Origin of the sequence: Citrobacter sp. CK202, assembly GCF_030333225.1 — a bacterium.
GTDB classification, from domain to species: domain Bacteria; phylum Pseudomonadota; class Gammaproteobacteria; order Enterobacterales; family Enterobacteriaceae; genus Citrobacter_B; species Citrobacter_B koseri.
Genome location: NZ_JAOWGI010000028.1, coordinates 194,374 through 218,682, shown reverse-complemented (window position 1 = coordinate 218,682; position 24,309 = coordinate 194,374). Strand labels below are relative to the sequence as shown.

The window sequence follows — 24,309 nt, the reverse complement described above, 5'->3', positions numbered from 1 at the left end:
TAACTCTAAGTCTGGCTGCTGACGACGAAAATACCACCTGACGGCAAAAGTATTGCCGTCAGGAGTCCGTTTACTTCAGTCCCAACGCCGCTTTCATGGTGTAAAACAGATCGGTCTGGTCCGTTAATCCGACGACATTCGCCGCATGCGGGCCGTATGCGGCAATGCGCAACTGGCTGCCGGTATGTTCCTGCGACTCCTCTTCCGAGTTGCCGTAGCTGATGACCATCACCGCGCCATCTTTGGTATTTAACGCCTGCGTCAGTCCCGGCGCTTTGCTTTCCGGCGCGATAATCTGGCTGGAATGCGCATGATCGGCAGTCACCACAACCAGGGTATTGCCCTCTTTTTTAGCGAATGCCAGCGCACGCTGCACGGCTTCGTCCAGATCGACCGTTTCGCCGATCTGCCCGCATGGGTTGGCGGCGTGATCCTGTTTATCGATGGACGCGCCTTCAACCTGCAAGAAGAAACCTTTTTCATTCTTACTCAACAGCTCAATCGCTTTATCCGTCATTTGCGCCAGCGTAGGCACGGTATCATCGCGTTGCGGGTTTGCCTTGCAGGTCACCGCAGGTTGTTCAAGGTTGCCGTGATAAGAGGCTTTCGGGCCTTCCCAGCGAACCGGCATGTTGCCGTCGGAGAACAAGCCCAGCAGCGGCTTATCCTGATTTGCCGCCGTTACCGCCTTCAGCGAGGCGGCATCGTTCACCAGCTGATATCCCCGCGCCAGCGCCTGCTCACGCAGCGTTTTCCCCTGCCATTCGCCTGCTGTCGCCATTTCAGCAAAGGTGGCCGCGCCGCCGCCAAGCGTAACGTCCGCCCGCGCATTCAGCAGTTGCTCGGTGATCGACCCTTTTCCACCCTTCTCCAGCGCGTTTGTCGGGCAAAGAGTGCTGGTAAGGCTGGGGCCGTAGCATTTGCGTGAGGTTACATGGGAGACTAACGCGGCGGGTGTCGCATCCTGTAATTCTGCGGTCGAGACGTTGCCCGTCGCCAGACCTGCCGCTTTGGCCATCTCCAGGATCGTGGTGTGATCTTTTTCGTGGATATCGACGCCTAACGCGCCGTTATAGGTTTTAACTCCCGTCGACCACGCCGTTGCCGACGCGGCGGAATCTGTGACGTAATCCGGTTTACCCGTTTCTTTATCCAGCGCGTAATGGGTGTATTGCCCGGTCAACGGTAAAGCATCAATTCCTTTAAAAAAGCCGCCGGCCCCTTGCGCATAATTTCGCGCCGCAGTGATTTCAGAATCACCCATACCATCGCCGATCAGCAAGATAATATTTTTGGCCGGTTTATCGCTCAGCGAATCTCGCAGCGCCGCCGTTTGATCGCCCGCTAATCGGCGCGCCCCGCCTGGCGTGGTAATATCTCCCTGTGCGGCACGATTATCCAGCACCGTCATCGCGGACGTCCTGGCATGCGTAATGGGGGTAAACAGCAGAGGTAACAGGGCAATAGCAATAGCGCTTTGTTTCACTTTATTTTCTCCATGTGCCTACCCTAAATAATTCGGGTTACAGAAAGCCAATACATATGCAACCTGAAGTACAACGGGTATAAATACAGTAAAATAAAAACAAAGCGACTATAGGTAACTGACGTGACAAGGTTATGACAGTGTTTACTCTGAATACGATCAGCTACGAGGATGCCTCAGTAACTTTTTTACATACTGGCGCAGCAATTCCGTATCGTAATCTGGAACGCTGGCATCCGGCTTTACGCCGTCGAGCGCATCCTCAACCTGATGAATGAGCTTCTGCTGCTCATTTTGCGCCATATTACGCAGCATCGCCGTGACAATAATCTCTAACGCTTCTACCTGAGCAACCAGTTCTTTCGACTCTTCTTCTTTTTGGGCGAGCCTCAGCAACAACTCTGAAATGAGATTTTTCATGACTGTATTTCCTTATCCGAGGAATGCTGACGTTATCATTATGGTTCACGACTGCCTAGAGGGTAAAAGTAGTATTTTTATGATAAAGGAAAGACTTTCTGTAAATAATGCGCTGACAAAATGGAGCGAAACGTTTCTCGCGAGAAAATAATTCAACCGTAAAAAATCAGGGTATAAATAGTCACGCCATTACATAAATTAAAGTTATGGTAAATACGCCAGAATTTAACTTAAAGCGTATCGCCATAATATATTTGATATCCCAGATTGACCCTGTCCAGCGTCTCTTTTCCGCCCAGACGTTTAATCAGCATATCTGCGGCTACGCTTCCCATATCGTAGCGGGGGGTAATCACGCTCGCTATTTTTTGCAAACGTGCGCGGCCGATTTCCAGGCCATGAAATCCGGCAATAGCAACCTGTTGCGGAACGGGGATCTGCTGCGACTGACACTCCAGCAGCGCGCCAACGGCTAAGTCGTCATTGGTGCAAAAAATCGCGTTAATATCCGGTCTGTCGCGCATCGTCTGCAAAAACAACTGACGACCTAAGGCCAGTGACGAAATGGCTTTTGGCACCACATGGTAAGGCTGTAACCCCTGCTCGCTCAGCGCACGCTCAACGCCGCGATAGCGACTGACATCACGCGGGTCATCCATTGAGCCGAAAAACGCCACGGCGCGTTTTCCCGCCTCCAGAAACGCCTGAGTCATATCCCACGCGGCTTTTTCGTTATCAATACCAACCTGCATATCCAGACAATGCTCGGTGATATCCATTAACTCCGCCACGGGGATACCGCTAGCGCGCACATACTGCACCATACGTTCAGTATGTTGCTTTCCGGTCAGAATCAGCGCATCAATGTTGTAGGAGAGCAGGTTAAGCACTTCGCGCTCTTCCCGCTCCGGGTCATATTCATAGTTAGCGATCAGCGTCTGGTATTGATGAGCGGAAGTCACCGACTCAATCCCCGCCAGGACATCGGCAAAAATCTGGTTGCGAAAGGAGGGAATCAGCACCCCGATCGTTTTACTGCGCGCATTAAGCAAAATCTCGGGGGCGCGATTGGGAATATAATTATTCTCCTCCATGATCTTCGAAATCAGCTCGCGGCTACGCTGCGAGACCTGATTGGGATCGCGAAGATAACGGCTTACCGTCATCTTATTTAGCCCAGCCAGCGTGGCGATATCCTGCAAGGTCATCCGATTGTTTTTCATGAAGTTCTCTGCGAAAGACAGCGTGATCAATTCGCAGAGAACCTTAACACAGCCAGCGAGGGACTGCATCTTATCCGGCCGGATTAGCCCACCGCTTTCCCGGTTTGTAAGGATGTGGACGACGGCGCCTGATTAGCGCGCACGTTATACATCAATACCACCGAGGCCAGCAGGGAAATCGCCATAAAGGTGTACGAAACGCCCGGCCCGCCCGTCAGGCCATTGAGATACCCCACCAGCCATGCGCCGAGGAATGCCCCTAACGCGCCGAAACTGTTGATTAAGCCCATCGACACGCCCGCCACATTACGCGGCAACAGTTCAGGAATTAAGGCAAAAAACGGGCCGTAAGGCGCATACATGCAGGCTGCGGCAACCACCAGCAATCCATAAGAGAGCCAGAAAGCGTTGCTCCCCAACAGCCAGGAACATAAGAAAGCGATGGCGGCAATCAGCAGCAACGGCCAGATAAACAGCTTACGGTTCTGAAACTTATCCGATAACCACGACACGGTAAGCATCAGACAGATCGCCGCCAGATAGGGCACGGCGGCCAGCCAGCCGACGGATACGATATCCATTTGGGCCGCTGATTTCAGGATGGATGGCATCCACATCATGAATCCGTACACGCCGATACTCCACAACGCATGTACCGCGCACAGCATGACAACGTTACGCGAGCGCATGGCTTCCCCGTAGTTACGTACCGGTTTAATATGGGTTTGCTCACGATCCATCGCCTGTTGCAGCGTCTCTTTTTCCTCCGCCGTCAGCCAGCTGGCATCGGCCGGTTTATCACGAACCAGCACCCACCAACAAAATGCCCACAGTACCGCCGGGATGCCCTCAATAATGAACATCTCGCGCCATCCCCAGGCCTGAATCAGATAACCGGAGACAATCGACATCCACAACACGGTGACCGGATTACCCAGAATCAAAAAGGTATTCGCCCGCGAGCGCTCGGTTTTCGTAAACCAGTTGCTGATATAAATCAGCATGGCTGGCATCACCGCCGCCTCAACCACGCCAAGAGTAAAACGGATCGCCATCAGCATGGGAATATTACTGACAAACCCCGTCGCGGCGGCACATATTCCCCACAGAATCAGGCTGAAAAAGATCATTTTCCGTACGCTGCGTTTAACGGCGTACAAAGCTCCCGGCACCTGAAAGAAGAAATACCCGAGGAAAAAAAGCGCGCCAATTAAGGATGCGGTTCCTTTCGTAATACCCAGATCGGTTTCAATACCTGCCGCGGCGGCAAAACCATAATTGGCGCGATCGAGATACGCTAAGCTGTAAGTAATAAAAATAATCGGCATTAAATACCACCAGCGCCGGGCTGGTAATTTAGCAAGAGCGTTCATACACATTCCTTTTGATAATGAGTCTATACCGCAGCTAACATTCCGCCGTCGACGAAGAGAATATGACCGTTAACAAAATTCGAGGCCGGGGCCGCAAGATAAACCGCCGCGCCAATCAACTCCTCCGGCTTTCCCCAGCGCGCGGCAGGCGTGCGCTGGTACAGCCAGGCGGAAAAGGCGTCGTCGTTCACCAGCGCTTCCGTCATCTCTGTGGCAAAATAGCCCGGCGCAATACCGTTAACCTGAATATTATATTCCGCCAGTTCCACGCACATTCCTCGCGTCAACATTTTCACCGCGCCTTTTGAAGCAGCGTAGGGTGTAATTGTTTTCCGGCCTAATTCACTCTGCATGGAACAAATATTAATAATCTTCCCTTCCCGGCGCGCCATCATATATTTGGCTACCTGTTGAGAAACAAGGAATACGGATTTCTGATTGACATCAATAACGCGATCCCACTCTGCTTCAGGAAATTCCGTCAGGGGGTAACGACGCTGGATACCGGCATTATTGATGAGAATATCAATCGCCCCAATTTCCTGCTCAATATGCGCAATCGCTTTTTCCACCTCCGCCGCGTGAGTGACATCAAACCCATAACCCACGGCGTCATAACCCAGAGCCGTCAGTGTGCTCGCGGCCTGTTCCGCCCGCTGCTGCGTAATGTCGTTAATCACCAGGCTGGCGCCATGCTCTGCCAGCCCCCTTGCCAGCAAATTACCGATTCCCTGCGCTGACCCCGTAATCAATGCGCGTTTACCTGCAAGACTAAAAATATTTTTCATCAAAAACCTCTTTTTCGATAGCTGTTACGCGTAACTGTATACGCGTAACAGTAGAAAAAAGAAGTTCTCTTACACAACTAATGGTCAATTTGTGATCTACATTGGATTTGGCAGCAAAGAAAGGATCATGTACAGAATGCTTTCTGCACATGATCACGATTAACAGCGGATCTCAGGCAGCGTGACGGCGGCGCAACGCAATCGCCAGTTGCCAGATATTCACCAGCACAATGAGCGCCGTCGCGACAAATACCCAGCGAAAGCCCGCCATCGCCGATACGGACGCCCCCATCAGCGGCCCGGCCACATTTCCGAGATACATAAACGACTGGTTATAACCAAAGATACGGCCGGTTATTCGATCGCTGGAATACTTCACCAATAAGGTCTGTACGGCAGGCAGCATCGCGCCATCGGCAAAACCTAACAGAAAACGCAGAACCCCCAACTGGAACGGCGTCGTCACCCACGACATGGCGAAAAACAGCACCACGGCACAGACCAGCGTCGCCATCAAAATCCTTTCCGTCCCGATCCTGTCGCCAAGTTTGCCAAGGCGGGGAGCGGAAATGAGCGCTGAAACGCCGGGCACCGACGCAATTAATCCGCTCAAAAAGGCAATGTTCGTGCTGTCCGGCAGCATGGATTTGATAAACAGCGCCAGGATGGGGCTGATCGAACCGTTACAGAGCTGGATCACCATCGTCGTGAAAAACAGGCTAATCACCAGACCCGGATAGGGCAATGAGGCAAAAACCGCTTTGCCGCTCAGTCGTTCACTCTTTTTGAGAGTCGGACGAACGCCCTCTTTAATTAAAAACAGCGTTACCAGAAAGCTCACCATCAACAGCGTGGCGGTAATAAAAAAGACCGCCCGCAGCCCGATATGATCGGCAATAACTCCGCCCATTAACGGCCCGCCGATCACCCCGCTGATCTGGGCGGTGGAAAGCGTGCTGAGCGCCCAGCCGCTACGCTCTCTCGGCACCTGCGAAGCCACCAGCGCCATCGCGTTAGGAATGTACCCGGAGGTAAGCCCCATGACGCCGCGCAAAAGAAACAGTTGCCAGACATTGGTCGCAAACGCCTGAAGTAAAATCGCGATCGCCATGCCGAGCGATGCGCGCAGTAGCATCAGTTTGCGGCCTTTACGGTCAGCCAGACTGCCCCACATGGGCGAAACAATCGCGGAGATGAGAAAGGTAATACTGAAGGTTAAGCCAGACCACATGGAGAGCGCTTCATGCGAAGTGACGCCCATTTGCGAGATATACAGCGGTAAAAATGGCAGGATCTGACTGATCGCCAGCCCGGTAAAAAAGCAGCCGAACCAGACGGAGATAAGATTAACCTTCCAGGATTCCATAAGTGCTCATAACGATAAATAGCTGAAAACGCTCACCAGCTTAGCAAGTTGCGCCAGCAGAAGCGGTTCCAGAGATGCGGTAACCTCTATTTTGCTATTTTATCTCCCCGTTCATCAGATTTGTGAAATATGTCACATTATATATCCGCTCAGAACAGGGATTTATGCTTCAACGACAAAGCCCGTATCCGCGCATACCGAGATGGAAATGGTTGGCGTGCGCGGCGTTGTACTCCGGCCCCAGTCCATTGCCATAATAAGTGCAACTGCCGTTAAGCATCGCGCGCAGCCAGGGGGCGGTTTTCTCATCCTTCCATCCCCGCAGAACCGTAACTTTTCGACCGTCCGCCAGTTGAAAACCGCTGATATCCCACGCCTGCGCGCTGGCATGTTCACTGCGACGCGCATCCGCCCGGTGATAGATATTGCGACAGGCATAGCTGCCAAGGTGCTCAATACGGATCAGTTGACTGCCCATAAACGACTGGGTTAGCGGTTTCGCCTGGCGCGCCACAAACAGCGCAGAACTCAGCGCCAGCGGGCAAGAGGCCAGGAAACTGCTACTCAACGACACGGAGCCAAAATGCCTGACCCGTACCACGTCTGACAGCGGACATTCGCCCGCGCTGTCAGCAACGGGTTGCGACGAGATCATTCCCTGGCGATTGGCCTGCTCAAGTAATCCCTGGCACTGTTGCGGCGTCAGACGCTGTAGTTTGAATTTGGTGAGCCAGCCCGGAGGATCGGACAGTTGCAGGGGAACAAAAGGATTGTAATGCGACGGAAGAGAGCGGTAACCCACCACCCCCACGGCCCCCAGCAGCACAATCGCAAGCCAACCCTTACCTTTCACGCCCCCTCCTCTCTGATTCCCTTAAACATTATGGCAGAAGCCCGCGAATCCGACGTTTTGTCGTGGTAATGTATACGCTTTGCGTTCGATGGAATGGGTTTTTAAGATGGCAAAATTGCGGGTAGGTATCGTATTTGGTGGTAAATCAGCGGAACATGAAGTGTCTTTGCAATCGGCAAAAAATATTGTCGATGCCATCGACAAAGCCCGCTTTGACGTTGTGCTGTTAGGCATTGATAAACAAGGGCAATGGCATGTCAGCGATGCCGAAAACTATCTGCTGAATGCAAACGACCCCGCGCACATTACGCTGCGCCCCTCTTCTACCAGCCTGGCGCAGGTTCCGGGCAAACACGAACACCAGTTAATTGACGCACAGAACGGCCAGCCGTTGCCGACGGTGGACGTCATTTTCCCGATCGTACACGGCACGCTGGGGGAAGACGGCTCGCTGCAAGGGATGCTGCGCGTAGCGAATTTACCGTTTGTCGGCTCCGATGTGCTGGGTTCCGCCGCCTGCATGGATAAAGACGTCACCAAACGTCTGCTGCGCGATGCCGGGCTGAACATCGCGCCGTTTATTACGCTGACTCGCGCGAATCGCGATGCGATCCGTTTTGCGGAAGTGGCGTCCCGGCTGGGTCTGCCGCTGTTTGTGAAACCCGCAAATCAGGGCTCCTCTGTGGGCGTCAGCAAAGTCACCAGCGAAGCGCAATATGAACAGGCCGTTGCGCTGGCGTTCGAATTCGATCACAAAGTGGTTGTTGAGCAAGGGATCAAAGGCCGTGAGATCGAGTGCGCCGTGCTGGGCAACGATCACCCGCAGGCCAGCACCTGCGGCGAGATCGTCCTGAACAGTGATTTTTACGCTTACGACACCAAATATATCGACGACAACGGGGCGCAGGTCGTGGTTCCCGCCCAAATCCCGCAAGAGGTGAACGACAAGATCCGCCAGATCGCCATTCAGGCGTACCAGACGTTAGGTTGTGCGGGAATGGCGCGCGTGGACGTCTTCTTAACGGCGGAAAACGAGGTGGTGATTAACGAGATCAATACGCTGCCGGGATTCACCAACATCAGCATGTACCCGAAACTCTGGCAGGCAAGTGGCTTAGGGTATACCGATTTGATTACCCGTCTGATTGAACTGGCGCTGGAACGTCATGCGGCGGATAACGCCCTGAAAACCAGCATGTCATGATGACGATGCGCCATCTGGTGTTGATCGCCTGATGGCGCTTTGGCTTATCAGGCCTACGGCGTTTTACGCCCGTAGGCCGATGCCGCCATCCGGCACACTACCGCATTAAGCTTCTTCGGTTTTATCATCCTCACGGCGACGAATAATCAGCCCGGCAAGCCAGAAACTGAATACCCACGTCACCAGGCCTACCGCGTAGGTTTGCCATCCTTTTGCTTCAAAGCCCAACAACCCCACCACGCCATTCAAAATAAAGATCAGCCCAATGGCGAAAGCATAATAGTGCCAGTCACGGCGAATTTTTACAGGCAGGTTCATGACAGCTCCGACGCTAAAACAATAAAAAATCATCCTCGCACATTTCTGCCTGAGCGTCTGTGGCCTGTGCGGAATTTCTCAAATGTTAATCAATTTAGATCAAAGTAACAAAATTGTGACACCAGACAAAAAATCCGCAATCCAGGAGTCATCCCTGAGTGAAATTACCATCATTCTGATATTGACAAACACGATGACCTGTCAGACTTCACGATAAGCCGCTGGCATGACGCCAGATTCGTGCAGAAGACTATCCCGGAGGTCTTTATGGCTGACTTTACCCTCTCAAAATCCCTGTTTAGCGGGAAACATCGAGATACCTCCTCCACGCCAGGTAATATCGCCTATGCCGTGTTTGTGCTGTTTTGCTTTTGGGCAGGGGCGCAGATCCTGAACCTTCTGGTTCACGCGCCTGGCGTTTATGAACATCTGATGCAGATGCAAGAGACCGGACGCCCCCGCGTGGAAATTGGATTAGGCGTCGGCACCATTTTCGGACTGGTGCCTTTCCTGACAGGTTGCCTGATTTTTGGCGTCATTGCCGTAATTTTGCGCTGGCGTCACCGTCATCAGTAACCCTCCTGTGCCGGATGACGCCAGGTTTATCCGGCCTACAAATTCATACAACGCGCCCGACGCTCGTCCACACGTTTAGCAAACCACGCGGTAGTGAGATTACGGGTGATCTTCGGACTTTCCAGTTGAATACCTGGCAACATCTCGCGCGGTAATGCCTTACCGGTTTTGGCTTCCGCCAGCTTATACACTTTCTCGTACAACGCCGTCTCCTCAAAAGCGAGGCTGTCTCCCTTTTCCAGTTGACGTCGAATCGCGCTGTCGCTCATGTCCAGTTTGCCCGCCAGCTTACGGATTGCCTGTTCCGTTTTCCCGGCCTCTTTGCTGTCATAACGAATCAAGTCGCCGTCCAGCGCCAGCTTAACGCCGCTGGCTTTACTGACCGCATTCTGAAATGCCGCATTACGACTGGCGTACCAACCGGCATTAAAATCAGCAAAACGGAATACAGGCGCGCTGTAATTCGCCGGATAGTTCAACAGATGCCAGGTTCCAAACCACAGTCCGCCACGGCGGCTAAAGACCTCCTGGCGAACCGTCCCGTTCATGGTCCACGGATAACCTTTTGTGTGCCGTTCGGCAAAGGCGATGCTGACCTGCATCGGCCCGCCGGTATGCACCGGATTAAGCGAACCGAACAGCGTCTGCCCCATCGGCACCATATTAATAAAATCATCAAAAATCGCGCTGAGCTGTTTTTCCGTTTTCACCGCGTCCAGACGTTCGCTGTAGCTTTTTCCGTTCGGGGAGTTAATTTTCAGCGCGGTATGCACCAGAAAAACGGGGATATGCATCCGCTCAGCACGCCTGTCGATCTCCTGCCAGGCGATTTTGCTCAACCCCGGCACCACCGGGTCCGCCTGATAGTTAGACTCCTGCTGCGCCACCGCCAGCACCGAGCAGACATTCTCAACCGTTGGCGCCAGCCCCTGGCTTTCGAAGGTCTTTGCAATGTCCTGCGCCCACGCGTCCCTGTCTTTTACGCTGGCGGGCATTTTCTGGCGCACCACGCTTGCCACATCGACAGGTTTTTCCCCTTTTTTCAGCGGTTGCGAAGGCTGGCTACTACACCCTGCCAGCACCAAGGCAGCCAGGAATGATAAAGGGTAAAGACGGGACGCCGCCGACATAACGTTTCCTTTTGTTTGTTAGCTAAATGTATTCGTCACTTCCTGGATATCCTGCCCATCCAGTTCGCGCTCAAAGCTGCGCAGACGTTTATAGATGGACATCAGTTCCACCAGCGTGGTCCAGGAGTTAATCAGATACTGGAAGGAACCGCGCACCTGACCAAACACGTTGGTAATCTGCGTCATCAGGCCCAGCGTAATCGTACCGGCAACAATCGACGGAAACAGCAGGAACAGACCGAAAACGTTATCCACCTGTAGATAGAGAATGCGCGCAATGTTGAAGTACATATAGTGGAAGTAGAGGCGGAAATAGTTCTGGCGCACCGCGCTGAACAACTCACGCACGGTGGGCGGCGTAGCGCGGCTGGCGTCGTCTTCACCGTAGACCAGCTCCTTACGGTAAGCGGCCTCAACCCGCTGGTTTTTAAACTCCAGCCCCGGCAGTTTGATCCCCACCACGGCCAGCAATCCTGTTCCCATCAGCGACCAGATGATAGCCGCGATAACCAGCCCATAAGGAATATGCCCGACGATCGGCAGGTCCGGTACGTGCGCAGACAGCGTAACCAGTACGGGTAAAAAGGCGATCAACGTCATGATGGCATTGATAAAGCTTACGCCCATATTCTCCAGCGTAGAGGCAAAACGCATCGTATCTTCCTGCACACGCTGCGCGGCGCCTTCAATATGGCGCAAATGCTGCCAGTGCGCCATGTAGTGCTCGTTCATCGCGGTACGCCAGCGAAACACATAGTGGCTGACGAAGAAATTGTTCATCACGCCAATCACTACGGCAATCAGCGCTATCCCGAGGAACACGCCGACTTCACGGTAAAACTGTTCGATAGTGACCTTATGCGGCGAGCTCAGCGCCGTCTGGATCAGGTCGTAAAACGGCGCGTACCAGGCGTTAACCGCCACGCCCACTTCCACCAAAAACCAGGTCACAAAGATGATCAACGAGGTGCCCAGAATCGACCAGTATTGCCAACGATGCGGGCTATAAATAAACCAGAACATCGCAAACAATCCGACGCAAAGGACGTAATATGCGTAGAAAATCAGGTAGTCCAGCGACCAGAAGCGTGCGGCACTGATGGGAACATCACCGGAAGCGCCAGTAAGATGCGCAACCCAGGCACCTCCGCCCGCTTGCCAGAAAATGACGGCGACAAGCGCCCAAAAAAACGCCGAGATAAAAAACGGCCCCGGCTTTGGGAAAAAAGACTTAAACATGATGCTCTCCTGCTAACTTCTTATCGTTATGACGACTGCTGTGCTTTTGCCGCAGCGCTGAGCGCGACAAGACGGGCCTGACCCAACAAAACCGCGACGGAAACCGAGCATTGTGACCCGTATTCGCCAGCTTAGTTCGCACATCGTTTTTTCAGAATTGTTTCAGCGAGTTTCGGCTCCCTTCAACGGCAACAGGAAGGCGAAACCCAAAAACCGACCAAGGTTACCACAAGCGCGGGATCACAAAAGCGGACATTCGCGATTGGGAAAAAATGCCCTGTTTACTCGTCGTTACGTTTTTCACACTATTATTGTCTTTTTAGCGCTTTGCAACGCGCCGCCAGGTAGTATAAATACGCATAGTTTTTTCATTTAACTGATGGACACAACCGTTGAAACGTAGTCTGCTTTTTTCTGCCGTGCTGTGCGCGGCGTCATTGACATCTGTCCAGGCGGCACAGCCAATCACCGATCCGGTTTTCGCTTCCGATATCGTTGATCGTTATGCCAACCATATCTTTTACGGCAGCGGCGCGACGGGAATGGCGCTGGTGGTGATTGATGGTAATCAACGCGTGTTCCGCAGTTTCGGGGAGACTCGCCCCGGCAATAACGTACATCCTCAACTGGACTCCGTTATTCGCATTGCGTCTATCACGAAACTCATGACCAGCGAGATGCTGGTCAAACTGCTCGATCAGGGGACGGTGAAATTACACGACCCGCTGAGCAAGTATGCCCCGCCCGGGGCGCGCGTACCGACCTACAACGGAACGCCTATCACCCTGGTGAATCTGGCGACCCATACCAGCGCCCTGCCGCGTGAGCAACCCGGCGGCGCGCCGCATCGCCCGGTATTTGTCTGGCCAACCCGCGAACAGCGCTGGAGCTACCTCTCTACCGCAACGCTAAAAGCGGCTCCTGGCTCGCAGGCGTCTTATTCCAACCTTGCGTTTGATCTGTTGGCTGACGCGCTGGCAACCGCATCCGGCAAACCCTACACGCAGTTATTTGAAGAACAGATTACGCGCCCATTGGGGATGAAAGACACAACCTTTACCCCCTCCCCCGATCAGTGCAAGCGCCTGATGGTGGCGGAGAAAGGGGCCAGTCCCTGTAACAACACGCTGGCGGCAATTGGCAGCGGCGGCGTCTATTCCACGCCGGGAGATATGATGCGTTGGATGCAGCAATATCTCTCATCCGACTTTTATCATCGCAGTAATCAGGCCGATCGTATGCAGACGCTGATTTATCAGCGAACTCAGCTCACACGGGTGACAGGTATGGACGTGCCGGGCAAAGCCGATGCGCTGGGCTTAGGCTGGGTCTATATGGCGCCTAAAAACGGACGCCCGGGGATTATTCAAAAAACCGGCGGCGGCGGTGGTTTCATCACCTATATGGCGATGATTCCGCAACACAACGTTGGCGCTTTTGTGGTCGTCACTCGCTCACCGCTTACGCGATTTACTAATATGAGCGATGGCATCAACGACCTGGTAACAGAATTGAGCGGAAATAAACCGCTGATCGTGCCAGCGTCCTGATCAATACTCTGAAGGCAAATGGTTGATATTGACCAGTTTGCCTTTTTTCATTTCGATGTAGTTCCCTTTGCGTAACGCGGCGAGCACTTCAGCCACTACGGAACGGGAAATTCGCGTTCTCTGATGAATGTAGTTCATCACGCCAATACGCGCTCGCAACCCTTCATCCCAGTCAACCATCGCGATCAACGTCGCCCGAATTTGATCATACGAGTTGTTGCCAATTAATTGCAGATCGCGCAGTTCCAGAGTTCTGTTTTCCCATGCCAGCCAGCAAAAGGCTTCACGCCATAACTGGTGTTGCTCAAGGATTTTTATCGCGTGGGAAGAAGGAAGAAAATAACCGGTACAACGACTTTCCGTGACTAATTTATATTCGATATCATTTTTCATCACGCCATCAGCAATACCCATAATAAAGGGAGCCTGCGTTATCCCCATAAGCACGTTCTCCCCTCTGCGCAAAGAGATGAGACCGTCTAAAATGACAAACGTATCGCCTTGATTGGCATCATTCGAATAGACAACCTGCTTTTCATCGGCGTATTCAAAGTACGTGCCGTATTTAGACAGGCACTTATCGAGCTTACTAAATTCCTGAAGTGGTTTATTCAGAGACAGCATATGCGCATCCTTACATTAATGCCCGCCATATCCATGACGGGCATTTCCTTTGATTAAATCACCTGCGTTTTCATCATGAAAAACAATTACCAGGTATATTTAACGCCCACATTCGCGGACCAGTCTTGATCGACATCACCACCACCGAGGTAGTTGGCATCGGTATAAGCGCTGAAGTTTTTGGTGAAGCTGAACTGAGTGCCCAGACCAACACGTACCGCAGAACCTTCTACGCCGTTATCGATGGAATCGCCATTTACGTCGGCGTCGTTATTCGCGTCGTCATAAACATAGGCCAGCTTGAAGTAAGGCGTCAGCGCCTGATCTTCGCTGTAGGTGAAGGTATAACCTGCATCAACACCCAGTTCATAACGCATGCTGTCATAAGACTGACCGTCAACTTTCATGTCGTTGCTGAGCTGATAATCGTCGCCGGACTGGAACAGGCCGGATATGCTACCGTACGGCGTGACATAGCCAGCGTCGCCCAGTTTCCAGTCATAACCCAGTTTCAGACCAAAGCCCCACGCATCCGCAGAGGTGTTGCCATCAACGTACTGGCCGTTGCTCATGTTGGCAGACAGATCGTTGTTGAAGTGAGAATAGCTCAGGCTACCATCAACAAAGACATTGTTGGCAAAGCGAGCGGAAGAGTAGATATAGGCAGACTGGCTGTCCTGATCCACCTGACCGGTACGGTCGCTCATGTCACCTTTCGCAAAGCCAGCCGCCGCACCGACAATCCATTTAGCGTTGTTACCGTCAATTTTGGTATCAACACCGACCATGATGCCGTTCACATCCTGATCGTAGTTAATGGTGCCGTTGTCGCCATCAAAGCTGCCGCCAAAGTAGCTCACCCATGCGCCGCCGTTATCAGCCAGACCATGACGAGAGTTGGTCAGACGAGTACCAACGGTGTCTTGTTCCAGGTTCCAGATATTGGTGTTTGCAGACGGGATGCTCAGCGCCATGTTCGCGTAGTCGGTCAGTTCCATCTGTTGCATAACAACAGTGTTGCCTTCCTGCTGAGCCTGATAGGTGTATGCCCCCAGGTCAGCTTTGTTCGCTGCGGAGAAGGTGGCTTTGCTGTTCTTGTCGTTAACGTAGATCAGCTCTTTGCCTTTGTAATCAGCGACAGAACCTTCACCGGTCGCGTTATCGATACGCACTTTGTAGTTACCGGTTGCCGCAGCAACGTTATCACCCGCGTTATCGACTTCAGATTGATCGCCAGTCCAGGCATCGCCATTACCGTTGATGGTCAGGTGACCATCAGAGTTCATCGCGATCACACCGTAGCCGTAGTTAGACTTAGTGATGTCGTTAGTACGATCGTTAGTCAGATCGGCATCCAGCACAAAGCTGTTGCTGTGAACGTTGAAGACACCGGCATTCACGTTACCGTTAGCATCGGTGTAGCTGGTCAGATTCAGGGTATCAGCTTGCAGCGCATACGCGGTGCTGTTGCCCACATCCAGAACGCCGTTGTTGGTGACGTTGATGGTGTTTGCATACAGTGCGGCATCGTACACGCCCCAGCCAGCAGACACATCATCAGCAATCGTGACGGTACTGTTGTTGATTGTCAGTTCATCAGTTGCAACATGACCATCTTCATTGATATTCAGGGCCGCGCCGCCGGTCAGGGAGATGCTGTCAGAAACCAGATCAGAGTCTGCCACATTCACGACGGAACCGCTGTTGATGCTCAGCGTATCAATCAGCGAGGTTTTCGTGGTATCCCACTGTGAACCACCGTTCAGCGTCACATTGAACAGGCCGCTCTGATAGACTTCGTTACCAACAACATGACCATCTTCGCCATACGCGGTGTCATTATTGTCAATGCCGTAAGTGGAGGAAGGCCACAGGCTGTTAGCCGCAATGTCGATCAGCGTCGCAGTGGCATCGGTGCCCGCAGCAAAGCTGTCGTACACGCCATCGCCATCAGAATCGACCTGATGTACGGACATTGCCGCGCCAACCCACTTGCTACCGTTGTTCAGCGTAACATCCATACGGTCAGTGCCATCCCAGCCGTTGGTGTCCAGGTCAGCGTCCGTATCACGATAAGTATCCGCCCCGTTCGGGAAGAAGTTTTCGTCAAAGTTGCTGGAGAAAACAACATCGCCCATCAGGGTAGAATTACTGAGGTTAACAGTGGTCTGCATTGCGTTATCCGCATTCGGATGCGCAATCGCCGCAATCGCCACGTCATCAGCAGTATAAGAATCGCTGTAATCGCTCGCGTTGTTGGTGTTACCGAACCAACCGGAAGTCCCTTCATCTGACCATGAGCCAGAGGTCACCGTAGAGTCAGTCACCGTGACGGTGTTGTTGAACACTTCAGCGCTGTTGACGCCGGTGCTAACGGTATTATCGTCAATGTCTTCCCACTCATAACCCTGAGTCAGCGTAATACCCGCAACGTGGGAATTATTTTTGATGACCAGGTCAACTTCCTGATCCAGCGTAATCGCAGTACCCAGGTTGTAAACGTCAACAACATGCGTATCCGCCGTACCATCAGTGTACGTGCCATTATAGGTATAATGCTCGTAGTTATCATCGATGGTTGAGTTATCAACAGTCAGCGCCAGACGGTCATAAACATAACCGGTCGCATCGCGACCCACGCAATCAGTGGTCATGCACTCAGAGGTGATCATCCCGTGAATGGTGCTGTTTTTGATTGTCAGACTATTACTGTTGGTGTTGGTAGAAAGACCATCATCCAGATAGTAGGTTGAGATTACGCCGTTAACGGTAGCGTTGTTGATAACCGGATAAATATCACCGTTATAAACGCTATCGGTCGCGTAGTTGTTCCAGCCTACGTAACCATCATAATAAACACCATCAGCGTAGGTTGCGTCGTTATAGTGGTTGAATGTTGTGTAGGTGGTTCCAGAAATATCCGTAGAAGCATTTGCCTGAGAGGTGATTGCCAGAGTGCAGGCCAGTGCTAATTGTGAGACTACAAGTTTCTTTTTCCAGGAGTGCATTTGTCATCCCTCCTCAGGGACGTAATATAGTTGATCCATCAATTATCAATGCATAGAAAACATTTTATGTTTCGCAGGTCGATTATGCGGCGTCAGCATTGAAAGGTTCAATTATTCTTTGTTTAATGTCCGAAAGCGGACAATTAAAAAACCACCAGCAAAATCACAGATATTTTTTAAATCGCCAGTTTTCAATAAATTAGAAATGAAAATAGAAGTCACTTATTTAACTGAATGATATATGATGAAGAAATAAAGAAATCACCAATAAATAAAGGACAGAAGAGCTTAAAACAACATTTAATAAAATTAAAACCAGAAATAAATGTATCACTAACAAAAATAATCTTATTCATAGAAATACTAATTGCGAATATTTAATCGCTTCATTAACAGCAACCCGCAATACTTCACATAAGGACAACTTTCGTAAAACACCTCGCGGCAGGTTCAGGTATACTCGACGTTTCGATTCCACAAACATCAGGCATACCATGACAGACCTAATCCAACGCCCCCGTCGCCTGCGCAAATCCGCTGCGCTGCGCGCCATGTTTGAAGAGACAACACTCAGTTTAAACGACCTGGTGTTGCCGATTTTTGTTGAAGAAGAACTCGACGACTACAAAGCGATCGACGCCATGCCTGGCGTCATGCGCATTCCTGAAAAACACCTGGCGCGCGAGATTGAACGCATCGCCAACGCCGGCATTCGTTCAGTGATGACCTTCGGCATTTCCCACCATACCGACGACACCGGCAGCGATGCCTGGAAAGAAGACGGCCTGGTGGCGCGCATGTCGCGCATCTGCAAGCAAACCGTGCCAGAAATGATCGTGATGTCTGACACCTGTTTCTGTGAGTACACCTCCCACGGTCACTGCGGCGTGCTGTGCGAACACGGCGTCGACAACGATGCAACCCTGGCGAACCTCGGTAAACAAGCGGTGGTCGCCGCCGCTGCGGGCGCTGATTTTATTGCCCCTTCCGCCGCGATGGACGGTCAGGTGCAGGCGATTCGCCAGGCGCTGGATGCCGCCGGGTTTACGGATACAGCCATCATGTCCTACTCCACCAAGTTCGCCTCCTCTTTCTACGGCCCGTTCCGTGAAGCGGCCGGTACGGCACTGAAAGGCGATCGTAAGACCTATCAAATGAATCCGATGAACCGCCGTGAAGCGATTCGCGAGTCATTGCTCGACGAAGCGCAGGGCGCGGACTGCCTGATGGTGAAACCTGCTGGCGCTTATCTGGATATTCTGCGTGATATCCGCGATCGTACCGAATTACCGCTCGGCGCGTATCAGGTCAGCGGCGAATACGCCATGATCAAATTCGCCGCAATGGCGGGCGCGATCGACGAAGAGAAAGTGGTGCTGGAAAGCTTAGGCTCGATCAAACGCGCGGGCGCGGATCTGATCTTCAGCTACTTCGCGCTGGATCTGGCGGAGAAAAAAATCCTGCGTTAATCCTTTCTGACCTGCGGTGCCTGCTGGCGCCGCGCTTATCCGGCCTACGGGATTGACATCTGTAGGCCGGGTGCCGCCATCCGGCACTGTCACAAAACGTCACCTCATCGTCATACAAACGACATTTGTACCTTCTACTGTCAGCACAGGACGGGAGGAGGAGCCGCTATGTTTAGTCTCGATAACGTACTCGACGACCTGTGGCCTCAGGCGAGGCCGACGCCCTGGCAAAAAAATCTGCTCAGGCGGTTGCTGTATGAAGAAGAATTTCAGCAATTTGCATCCCGCCATCCCCATCTGAAAGGGGTGGACATGGTGGAACAGGTTCTCGAACACCTTGAAATACGCTGCGATATCCCCGCACACGACCTCGAAAACATCCCCTCACATGGCCCGCTGGTCATCATTGCCAACCACCCGACAGGCACGCTTGATGGGCTGGCCCTGCTGTATGCCATCTCGCGTGTGCGCCGTGACGTGAAAGTAGTGACCAACCGCCTGCTCTCACATCTGCAACCGCTCAGCTCACTTTTCATTCCCGTGGACAACATCGGCGGGCGCACGCCAAAATCATCGCTACAACAGATAGATGCGCACTTACAGGCTGGCGGAGCGTTAATTTTCTTTCCGGCGGGCGAAGTAGCGCGCTTCACATCGCAGGGAATCAGGGAAGGCCGATGGCATTCCGGGTTTATCCGGGTGGCGGAGAAATACCGCACGCCGCTGCTTCCCGTACATATCAACGCGCGTAACAGCTCGCTGTTTTACGCCAGCAGCCTGGTGTCCCCCACCTTCGCATTGCTGCTCCTGATGCAGCAGATGTTTCGTCGGCGTCGCAGCAGCCTGCCGCTCCGCATCGGCCAACAAATCGCCTGGACACAGTGGTCCGCCACGAAAACCAACGTCCGCGAGCAGGCCGAAAAATGCCGTCAGCACGTCGCGGCATTAGGTAAAGGGCGCCCCGGGTTATTCACCACCGAAAGTACGATAGCCCGCGCAGAAGACAGAGCGCACCTCAAACGCGATCTCGCCCAGGCGGAATGCCTTGGGCACACCGCCGACGGGAAGCACATTTACCTCTGGCAGCGCAACGGCAAAGAGGATGTCCCCATCCTGCGGGAACTGGGGCGGCTGCGTGAAATCGCCTTTCGCGCGGTTGGCGAAGGCAGCGGAAAGCGTCGGGACACCGACCGCTATGATGACGACTATCTGCACCTGATTTTATGGGATGAAGACGATCTGGAAATTGTTGGCGCCTATCGGTTCATTCCCTGCGCGCAGCAGCAGGAAAAACATGGCATAGAAGGGCTTTACAGCTACAGTTTGTTCCATTACGACGAGCAGATGGCGCAAGTGATGCGGCACGGCATTGAGCTGGGTCGCAGTTTTATCCAGCCGCGTTACTGGGGACGTCGCGGGCTGGACTATCTCTGGTCTGGCATTGGCGCTTATCTGGCGCGCTATCCGCAATACCGATACCTGTTCGGCCCGGTGTCTATTTCCGGCGGTCTGCCTGCGGATGCGCGGGATTTACTGGTGGCCTTTTATCGCCTGTGGTTCCCGCCGACGCACCCGCTGGCGATATCACGCCAGCCCTACCCCGCGTCATTGCCGGACGTACTGGCGCAGTTTGAAGGCAAAAGCTACAACGACGATCTGACGCGGCTGAAATCGTTGCTCGGCAATCTGGGCTGCGGTATTCCCCCGCTCTACAAACAGTACTCCGAACTTTGCGACCCCGGCGGCGTGCAGTTTATTGATTTCGGTAACGATCCGGCATTCAGCAACTGCGTGGATGGTCTGGTGCTGGTCGATTTAACCTATCTGAAGGCAAACAGGTATCAGCGCTATATTGGCGCGCATTTGGGTTTCCAGGCAGGATAAGGCGTTTACGCCGCCATCCGGCGCGGTGCCACATCGTGCCTGATGGCGCTACTCTTACCAGGCCTGAATTTCCCTAACCGTTCCCTAACCGAATAGTGTGGTTATCTATTACGGTGCGCGATAAAACGGCTTATCTCCCAGAATCGTCGCCCGGTGCATAATGCGCCGCTGCGGCAGGTAATCAGCGTTGGCATAATGCTGGGTGACGCGGTTATCCCAGATGGCTACGTCATCAGGCTGCCAGCGCCAGCGCACCTGAAACTCCGGTTTTGTGATGTGCGCAAACAAGAATCCAAGCAGCGCCTCGCTCTCTTTCTCCGTCACATCGACAATCCGCGTAGTAAAGCCTTCATTCACAAACAGCGCCTGTTTGCCGCTCACCGGATGGGTACGCACCACCGGATGCAGCAAAGGCGGATGTTTTGCTACCGCCTCAAGCCAGCGCTGATGCTCCTCGTCAGTTTTGCGGTATTTGTATTCCGGGAACGATTTACGGAAATCATGCTCCGCTCGCAAACCGCTCAGCAACTGGCGAAACGGTTCGGAAAGCGCGTCATATGCGGCAATGCCGCTGGTCCATAGCGTATCCCCGCCGGTAGAGGGCAGTTCCTTTGCCGCCAGAATCGCCCCTGCTGGCGGCGTCTCAATAAAGGTCACATCGGTGTGCCAGTTATCGTTATCCGGCGGGTTATCGTTATGGGTATCCAGCACGATAATCTCTTCGACGCCTTCGGCGTGGGGATAGACCGGATGAATATGCAGATCGCCAAAACGCTGTGCCAGCGCGCGCTGTTGCTGCGGCGTAATGGCTTGTTCACGCAGAAAAACCACCTGGTGGCGCAGCACCGCGTGATACAGCTGTTCGAATTGATTATCGCTCAGCGGGCGGGTCAGATCCGCGCCGGAAACCAGCGCGCCAATATACGGCCCCAGCGGGGTAATGCTCAGACGTTCACTCATTGTACTTCTCCATGCCAGGGCGTCAGGCGGCGCTGAAGCGCACGCAGACCCAGTTCTAAAATAAACGCGATCACCGCAATCACCGCGATCCCCGCCAGCACCACGTCGGTTGCCAGAAATTCCCCGGCGGACTGCACCATAAACCCTAAACCCCGGGTGGCGGCAATCAGCTCAGCCGCCACCAGCGTCGACCAGCCCACGCCCAGGCCAATGCGTAACCCGGTGAGGATCTCCGGCAGCGCGCCGGGCAGAATCACAAACCACAATACCTGTACTCGTCCGGCGCCTAACGACTGCGCCGCACGAATGCGAACCTGCTGCGCGCTTTTGACGCCCGCCAGCGCCGACATGGCGACCGGGGCGAAAATCGCCAGATAGATCAGCAGGATCTTGGAGGTCTCGCCAATCCCGAACCAGATCACCATCAGCGGTAAATACGCAAGCGGCGGAACAGGTCGGTAGAGTTCAATGATCGGATCGAGAATGCCGCGTATCGTTGGGCTTAGCCCCATCGCAATGCCCACCGGAATGCCGATAATCACGGCAGCCAGCAGCGCCAGCAGAATGCGCGTCAGGCTCGCCGCCAGATGCTGCCACAGCGTGGCGTCCATAAACCCTTGCGGCCCGGCGATGGCGATCAGTTTTTGCAGCACCTGCCCCGGCGGCGGCAGAAACAGCGGGCTGATTAACTGCAACGCCGCTACGCTCCACCACACGGCCAGAATCACCGCTAATGTGCTGATACTCAGGGTAATGCGACGAGAGAACGGCCAGCGCCATTTCAACCCGCGTTGACGCAGCTTATCGTTGATGACCACGCTCATGAGAAGGCCTCCCGTTGTTCAAAGACGCGGCTTAACACATACTCCCGCGTCTCGATAAACTGCGGATCGGATTTAATGCTGCGGCAGGATTCGCCCCCCACAAAGCGGCGGGCGAAATCAAGCGACAGCCGTTCCTGCACGCGACCGGGGCCAGGAGAAAGCAGCACCAGCTCCGTCGCCATAAACACAGCCTCTTCAATATCATGCGTAATGAGCAACACCTGTTTGCCGGTCTCATGCCAGAGTTTCAGCAGCAGCGTTTGCATCTGCTCACGGGTGAAAGCATCCAGCGCGCCGAAAGGCTCATCCAGCAGCAGAAGTTGAGGATTGGCCGCCAGCGCGCGGGCGATGCCGACACGCTGGCGCTGCCCGCCGGAAAGCTGCCAGATAAAGCGTTTTCCCGCCCCTTCCAGCCCGACTTTTTTCAGCATCTGCTGCGCAACGTGCTGACGCCGGGTTTTGTCTGCTCCTGCCAGTTGCAGGCCAAACCCAACGTTATCCTGCACGTTGCGCCAGGGCAGCAGCCCTTCGTTCTGAAAGACGACGCCGCGCTCCGCACCCGGCCCATCGACCCGTTTGCCCGCCAGTTGGATCGTGCCGTGCTGATAAGGCAGAAAACCGGCGATCAGATTCAGCAACGTGGTTTTCCCGCACCCTGACGGGCCCAGCACCACTAACAGCTCACCGCTGTCGAGCGTCAGATTGATATCTTCCAGCGCCGGTTTACCGGCGTAATCGGCAAAGAGATGGGAAACTTGCAGCATCCGCGCCTCCTTATTGCACAAAGCGATCGGTGACGTACTGGCTGTAATCCGTCGCGACGGCGGGCACTTTGCCCTGCTCTTTCAGGAACTGCGCGGTGTCGATAATCGCTTTATTGACCGGCCCGTTCAGCTCAACGGCCTGCTGTTGCGCCGTCAGGTAGGTATTGCCTTTCACCAGCCCCGGCACGTCCGTTTCCGGCACACCGCTTAAGCGCGACAGTTTGCTGATGTTATCCGGCTGCTGAAGCCACGCCTCAGGATTGGCGATATAGGGTTGCTGCGCGTCGATGGCGCTTTTCGCGAATGCCTTGACCACCTCTGGATGTTTTTCCGCGAAGTCTTTACGCACTACCCACACATCCAGCGTCGGCGAGCCCCATTCGCCGACTTTCCCCGAGTCTGTCAGCACGTTCCCGTCTTTTTCCAGCGCGTTAACGGCGGGCGCCCAGACGTAAGCGCCGTCAATATCGCCACGCTGCCAGGCGGCAATGATCGCCGGTGGTTGCAGATTGATGATTTCGACCTGCCCGGGCTTAATGCCCCAGTGTTTCAGCGCGGCCAGCAGGCTGTAATGAGTGGTGGAGATAAACGGCACCGCAATGCGTTTGCCGATGAGATCCTCCGGCTTAGCGATCGTTTTCTTCACCACCAGCGCTTCGGATTCCCCCAGTTTTGACGCCAGCAGGAAAACCTCAATCGGCACCTGTTGGCTGGCGGCGACCGCCAGTGGGCTGGAGCCGAGGTTGCCGATCTGTACATCACCGGAAGCCAGCGCGCGCACGATGCTCGCGCCGCTGTCGAATTTACGCCAGTCAACGGTCGCCCCGCTCTCTTTGGCGAAGGTGTTATCCGCCTGCGCCACTTTCGCCGGTTCGGCGGATGTCTGATACGCGACGGTGACGTTAACCGCCTGCGCCTGGAATGCAATAAACGCCAGTGCGGCGAGAAGTGTGTTACGCGATGAAATACCCATTATTGTCTGCTCCCCTGTCTTGTTATGGGGGCAGTATTTCGTTGCGGCCGAGTTTGATAAAGGAATTAAAAATTCTTGCTAATAGCAAAGCGTTTTTAGAAAAAAAACGGGAATGGTTAGTGTGGAAATGTATTTAGCATTGAGTTGCAGGCCAGATCAGGCGCTTGCGCCGCCATCCGGCAATCCATGCCTGATGGCGCTGCGCTTATCAGGCCTACCACGACAACAACCCCCTGCAAATTATTGCGATTTTGTTACATTCATTCCATAACCACAC

General features: G+C 53.6%; 21 protein-coding genes. 5 read left to right on the top strand and 16 right to left on the bottom strand.

Translation table 11 applies throughout. The features are described from left to right. Positions 1–70: 70 nt before the first annotated feature. From phoA to OGX84_RS17090, 7 genes are all read right to left on the bottom strand, one after another. Entirely contained in the window at positions 71–1,486 is a 1,416-nt protein-coding gene (gene phoA, locus OGX84_RS17120) for an alkaline phosphatase (protein WP_104869008.1), read from the bottom strand. 159 nt (positions 1,487–1,645) lie between these two features. Continuing rightward, positions 1,646–1,906 (bottom strand): anti-adapter protein IraP, encoded by a 261-nt coding sequence (gene iraP, locus OGX84_RS17115; RefSeq protein WP_012133608.1) that lies wholly within the window; start codon positions 1,904–1,906, stop codon positions 1,646–1,648. 230 nt (positions 1,907–2,136) lie between these two features. Further along, positions 2,137–3,129, bottom strand: coding sequence for a DNA-binding transcriptional regulator IdnR (gene idnR / locus OGX84_RS17110; protein ID WP_058668690.1), 993 nt, complete (start codon positions 3,127–3,129; stop codon positions 2,137–2,139). A gap of 83 nt (positions 3,130–3,212) precedes the next feature. Continuing rightward, complete coding sequence (locus OGX84_RS17105) at positions 3,213–4,502, bottom strand: MFS transporter (RefSeq protein ID WP_024130608.1); 1,290 nt, start codon at positions 4,500–4,502, stop codon at positions 3,213–3,215. Between the two features lie 23 nt (positions 4,503–4,525). Then, positions 4,526–5,290 carry a gluconate 5-dehydrogenase gene (gene idnO, locus OGX84_RS17100; protein WP_112002465.1) on the bottom strand — a complete coding sequence of 255 codons (765 nt, stop codon included), beginning with the start codon at positions 5,288–5,290 and terminating at the stop codon, positions 4,526–4,528. A gap of 172 nt (positions 5,291–5,462) precedes the next feature. Continuing rightward, positions 5,463–6,656, bottom strand: coding sequence for a multidrug efflux MFS transporter (locus OGX84_RS17095; protein WP_012133614.1), 1,194 nt, complete (start codon positions 6,654–6,656; stop codon positions 5,463–5,465). A 169-nt stretch (positions 6,657–6,825) separates the two neighbouring features. Next, on the bottom strand, positions 6,826–7,509 hold the full coding sequence (locus OGX84_RS17090) for an extensin-like domain-containing protein (RefSeq protein ID WP_112002464.1): 684 nt from the start codon (positions 7,507–7,509) through the stop codon (positions 6,826–6,828). A gap of 106 nt (positions 7,510–7,615) precedes the next feature. On the opposite strand from OGX84_RS17090, the gene ddlA reads away from it, so the two are divergent. Beyond that, positions 7,616–8,713, top strand: coding sequence for a D-alanine--D-alanine ligase (gene ddlA / locus OGX84_RS17085; protein ID WP_047458545.1), 1,098 nt, complete (start codon positions 7,616–7,618; stop codon positions 8,711–8,713). Between the two features lie 105 nt (positions 8,714–8,818). Here the strand turns inward: ddlA and OGX84_RS17080 are convergent, their stop codons facing one another. Beyond that, entirely contained in the window at positions 8,819–9,031 is a 213-nt protein-coding gene (locus tag OGX84_RS17080; RefSeq protein ID WP_024130610.1) for a DUF2754 family protein, read from the bottom strand. A 267-nt stretch (positions 9,032–9,298) separates the two neighbouring features. On the opposite strand from OGX84_RS17080, the gene OGX84_RS17075 reads away from it, so the two are divergent. After that, positions 9,299–9,607: a YaiY family protein gene (locus OGX84_RS17075; protein ID WP_024130611.1), complete on the top strand. Its 309-nt coding sequence runs from the start codon at positions 9,299–9,301 to the stop codon at positions 9,605–9,607. Between the two features lie 35 nt (positions 9,608–9,642). On the opposite strand, the gene OGX84_RS17070 is transcribed toward OGX84_RS17075, so the two are convergent. Both OGX84_RS17070 and sbmA read right to left on the bottom strand, forming a co-directional pair. After that, positions 9,643–10,737, bottom strand: coding sequence for a DUF1615 domain-containing protein (locus OGX84_RS17070; protein ID WP_112002463.1), 1,095 nt, complete (start codon positions 10,735–10,737; stop codon positions 9,643–9,645). Between the two features lie 18 nt (positions 10,738–10,755). After that, positions 10,756–11,976: a peptide antibiotic transporter SbmA gene (gene sbmA / locus OGX84_RS17065; protein ID WP_047458548.1), complete on the bottom strand. Its 1,221-nt coding sequence runs from the start codon at positions 11,974–11,976 to the stop codon at positions 10,756–10,758. Positions 11,977–12,368: 392 nt separating this feature from the next. Here sbmA and ampH point away from each other — a divergent pair, with 392 nt between their 5' ends. Continuing rightward, a complete protein-coding gene (gene ampH / locus OGX84_RS17060; protein ID WP_049011959.1) occupies positions 12,369–13,526 on the top strand; it encodes a D-alanyl-D-alanine-carboxypeptidase/endopeptidase AmpH in 1,158 nt (385 codons plus the stop codon). Here ampH and iprA read toward each other — a convergent pair whose 3' ends face one another. Next, a complete protein-coding gene (gene iprA, locus OGX84_RS17055) occupies positions 13,527–14,150 on the bottom strand; it encodes a hydrogen peroxide resistance inhibitor IprA (protein WP_047458555.1) in 624 nt (207 codons plus the stop codon). Between the two features lie 86 nt (positions 14,151–14,236). After that, complete coding sequence (ehaB, locus tag OGX84_RS17050; RefSeq protein ID WP_112002461.1) at positions 14,237–17,158, bottom strand: autotransporter adhesin EhaB; 2,922 nt, start codon at positions 17,156–17,158, stop codon at positions 14,237–14,239. 494 nt (positions 17,159–17,652) lie between these two features. Between ehaB and hemB the strand changes: the two genes are divergently transcribed. Beyond that, positions 17,653–18,627: a porphobilinogen synthase gene (hemB, locus tag OGX84_RS17045; protein ID WP_012133626.1), complete on the top strand. Its 975-nt coding sequence runs from the start codon at positions 17,653–17,655 to the stop codon at positions 18,625–18,627. A gap of 168 nt (positions 18,628–18,795) precedes the next feature. After that, a complete protein-coding gene (gene olsF, locus OGX84_RS17040) occupies positions 18,796–20,511 on the top strand; it encodes a bifunctional ornithine lipid synthase OlsF (RefSeq protein WP_112002460.1) in 1,716 nt (571 codons plus the stop codon). A 108-nt stretch (positions 20,512–20,619) separates the two neighbouring features. On the opposite strand, the gene tauD is transcribed toward olsF, so the two are convergent. From tauD to tauA, 4 genes are read right to left on the bottom strand one after another with little or no spacing between them, the layout of a single operon-like run. Next, positions 20,620–21,471, bottom strand: coding sequence for a taurine dioxygenase (tauD, locus tag OGX84_RS17035; RefSeq protein ID WP_112002459.1), 852 nt, complete (start codon positions 21,469–21,471; stop codon positions 20,620–20,622). After that, positions 21,468–22,295 (bottom strand): taurine ABC transporter permease TauC, encoded by an 828-nt coding sequence (gene tauC, locus OGX84_RS17030; protein ID WP_012133629.1) that lies wholly within the window; start codon positions 22,293–22,295, stop codon positions 21,468–21,470. The genes tauD and tauC overlap by 4 nt, the downstream gene beginning before the upstream one ends. Further along, positions 22,292–23,059: a taurine ABC transporter ATP-binding subunit gene (gene tauB, locus OGX84_RS17025; protein WP_047458565.1), complete on the bottom strand. Its 768-nt coding sequence runs from the start codon at positions 23,057–23,059 to the stop codon at positions 22,292–22,294. Before tauB ends, tauC begins: the two co-directional genes overlap by 4 nt. A gap of 10 nt (positions 23,060–23,069) precedes the next feature. Beyond that, a complete protein-coding gene (tauA, locus tag OGX84_RS17020; RefSeq protein ID WP_012133631.1) occupies positions 23,070–24,032 on the bottom strand; it encodes a taurine ABC transporter substrate-binding protein in 963 nt (320 codons plus the stop codon). Positions 24,033–24,309 lie beyond the last annotated feature (277 nt).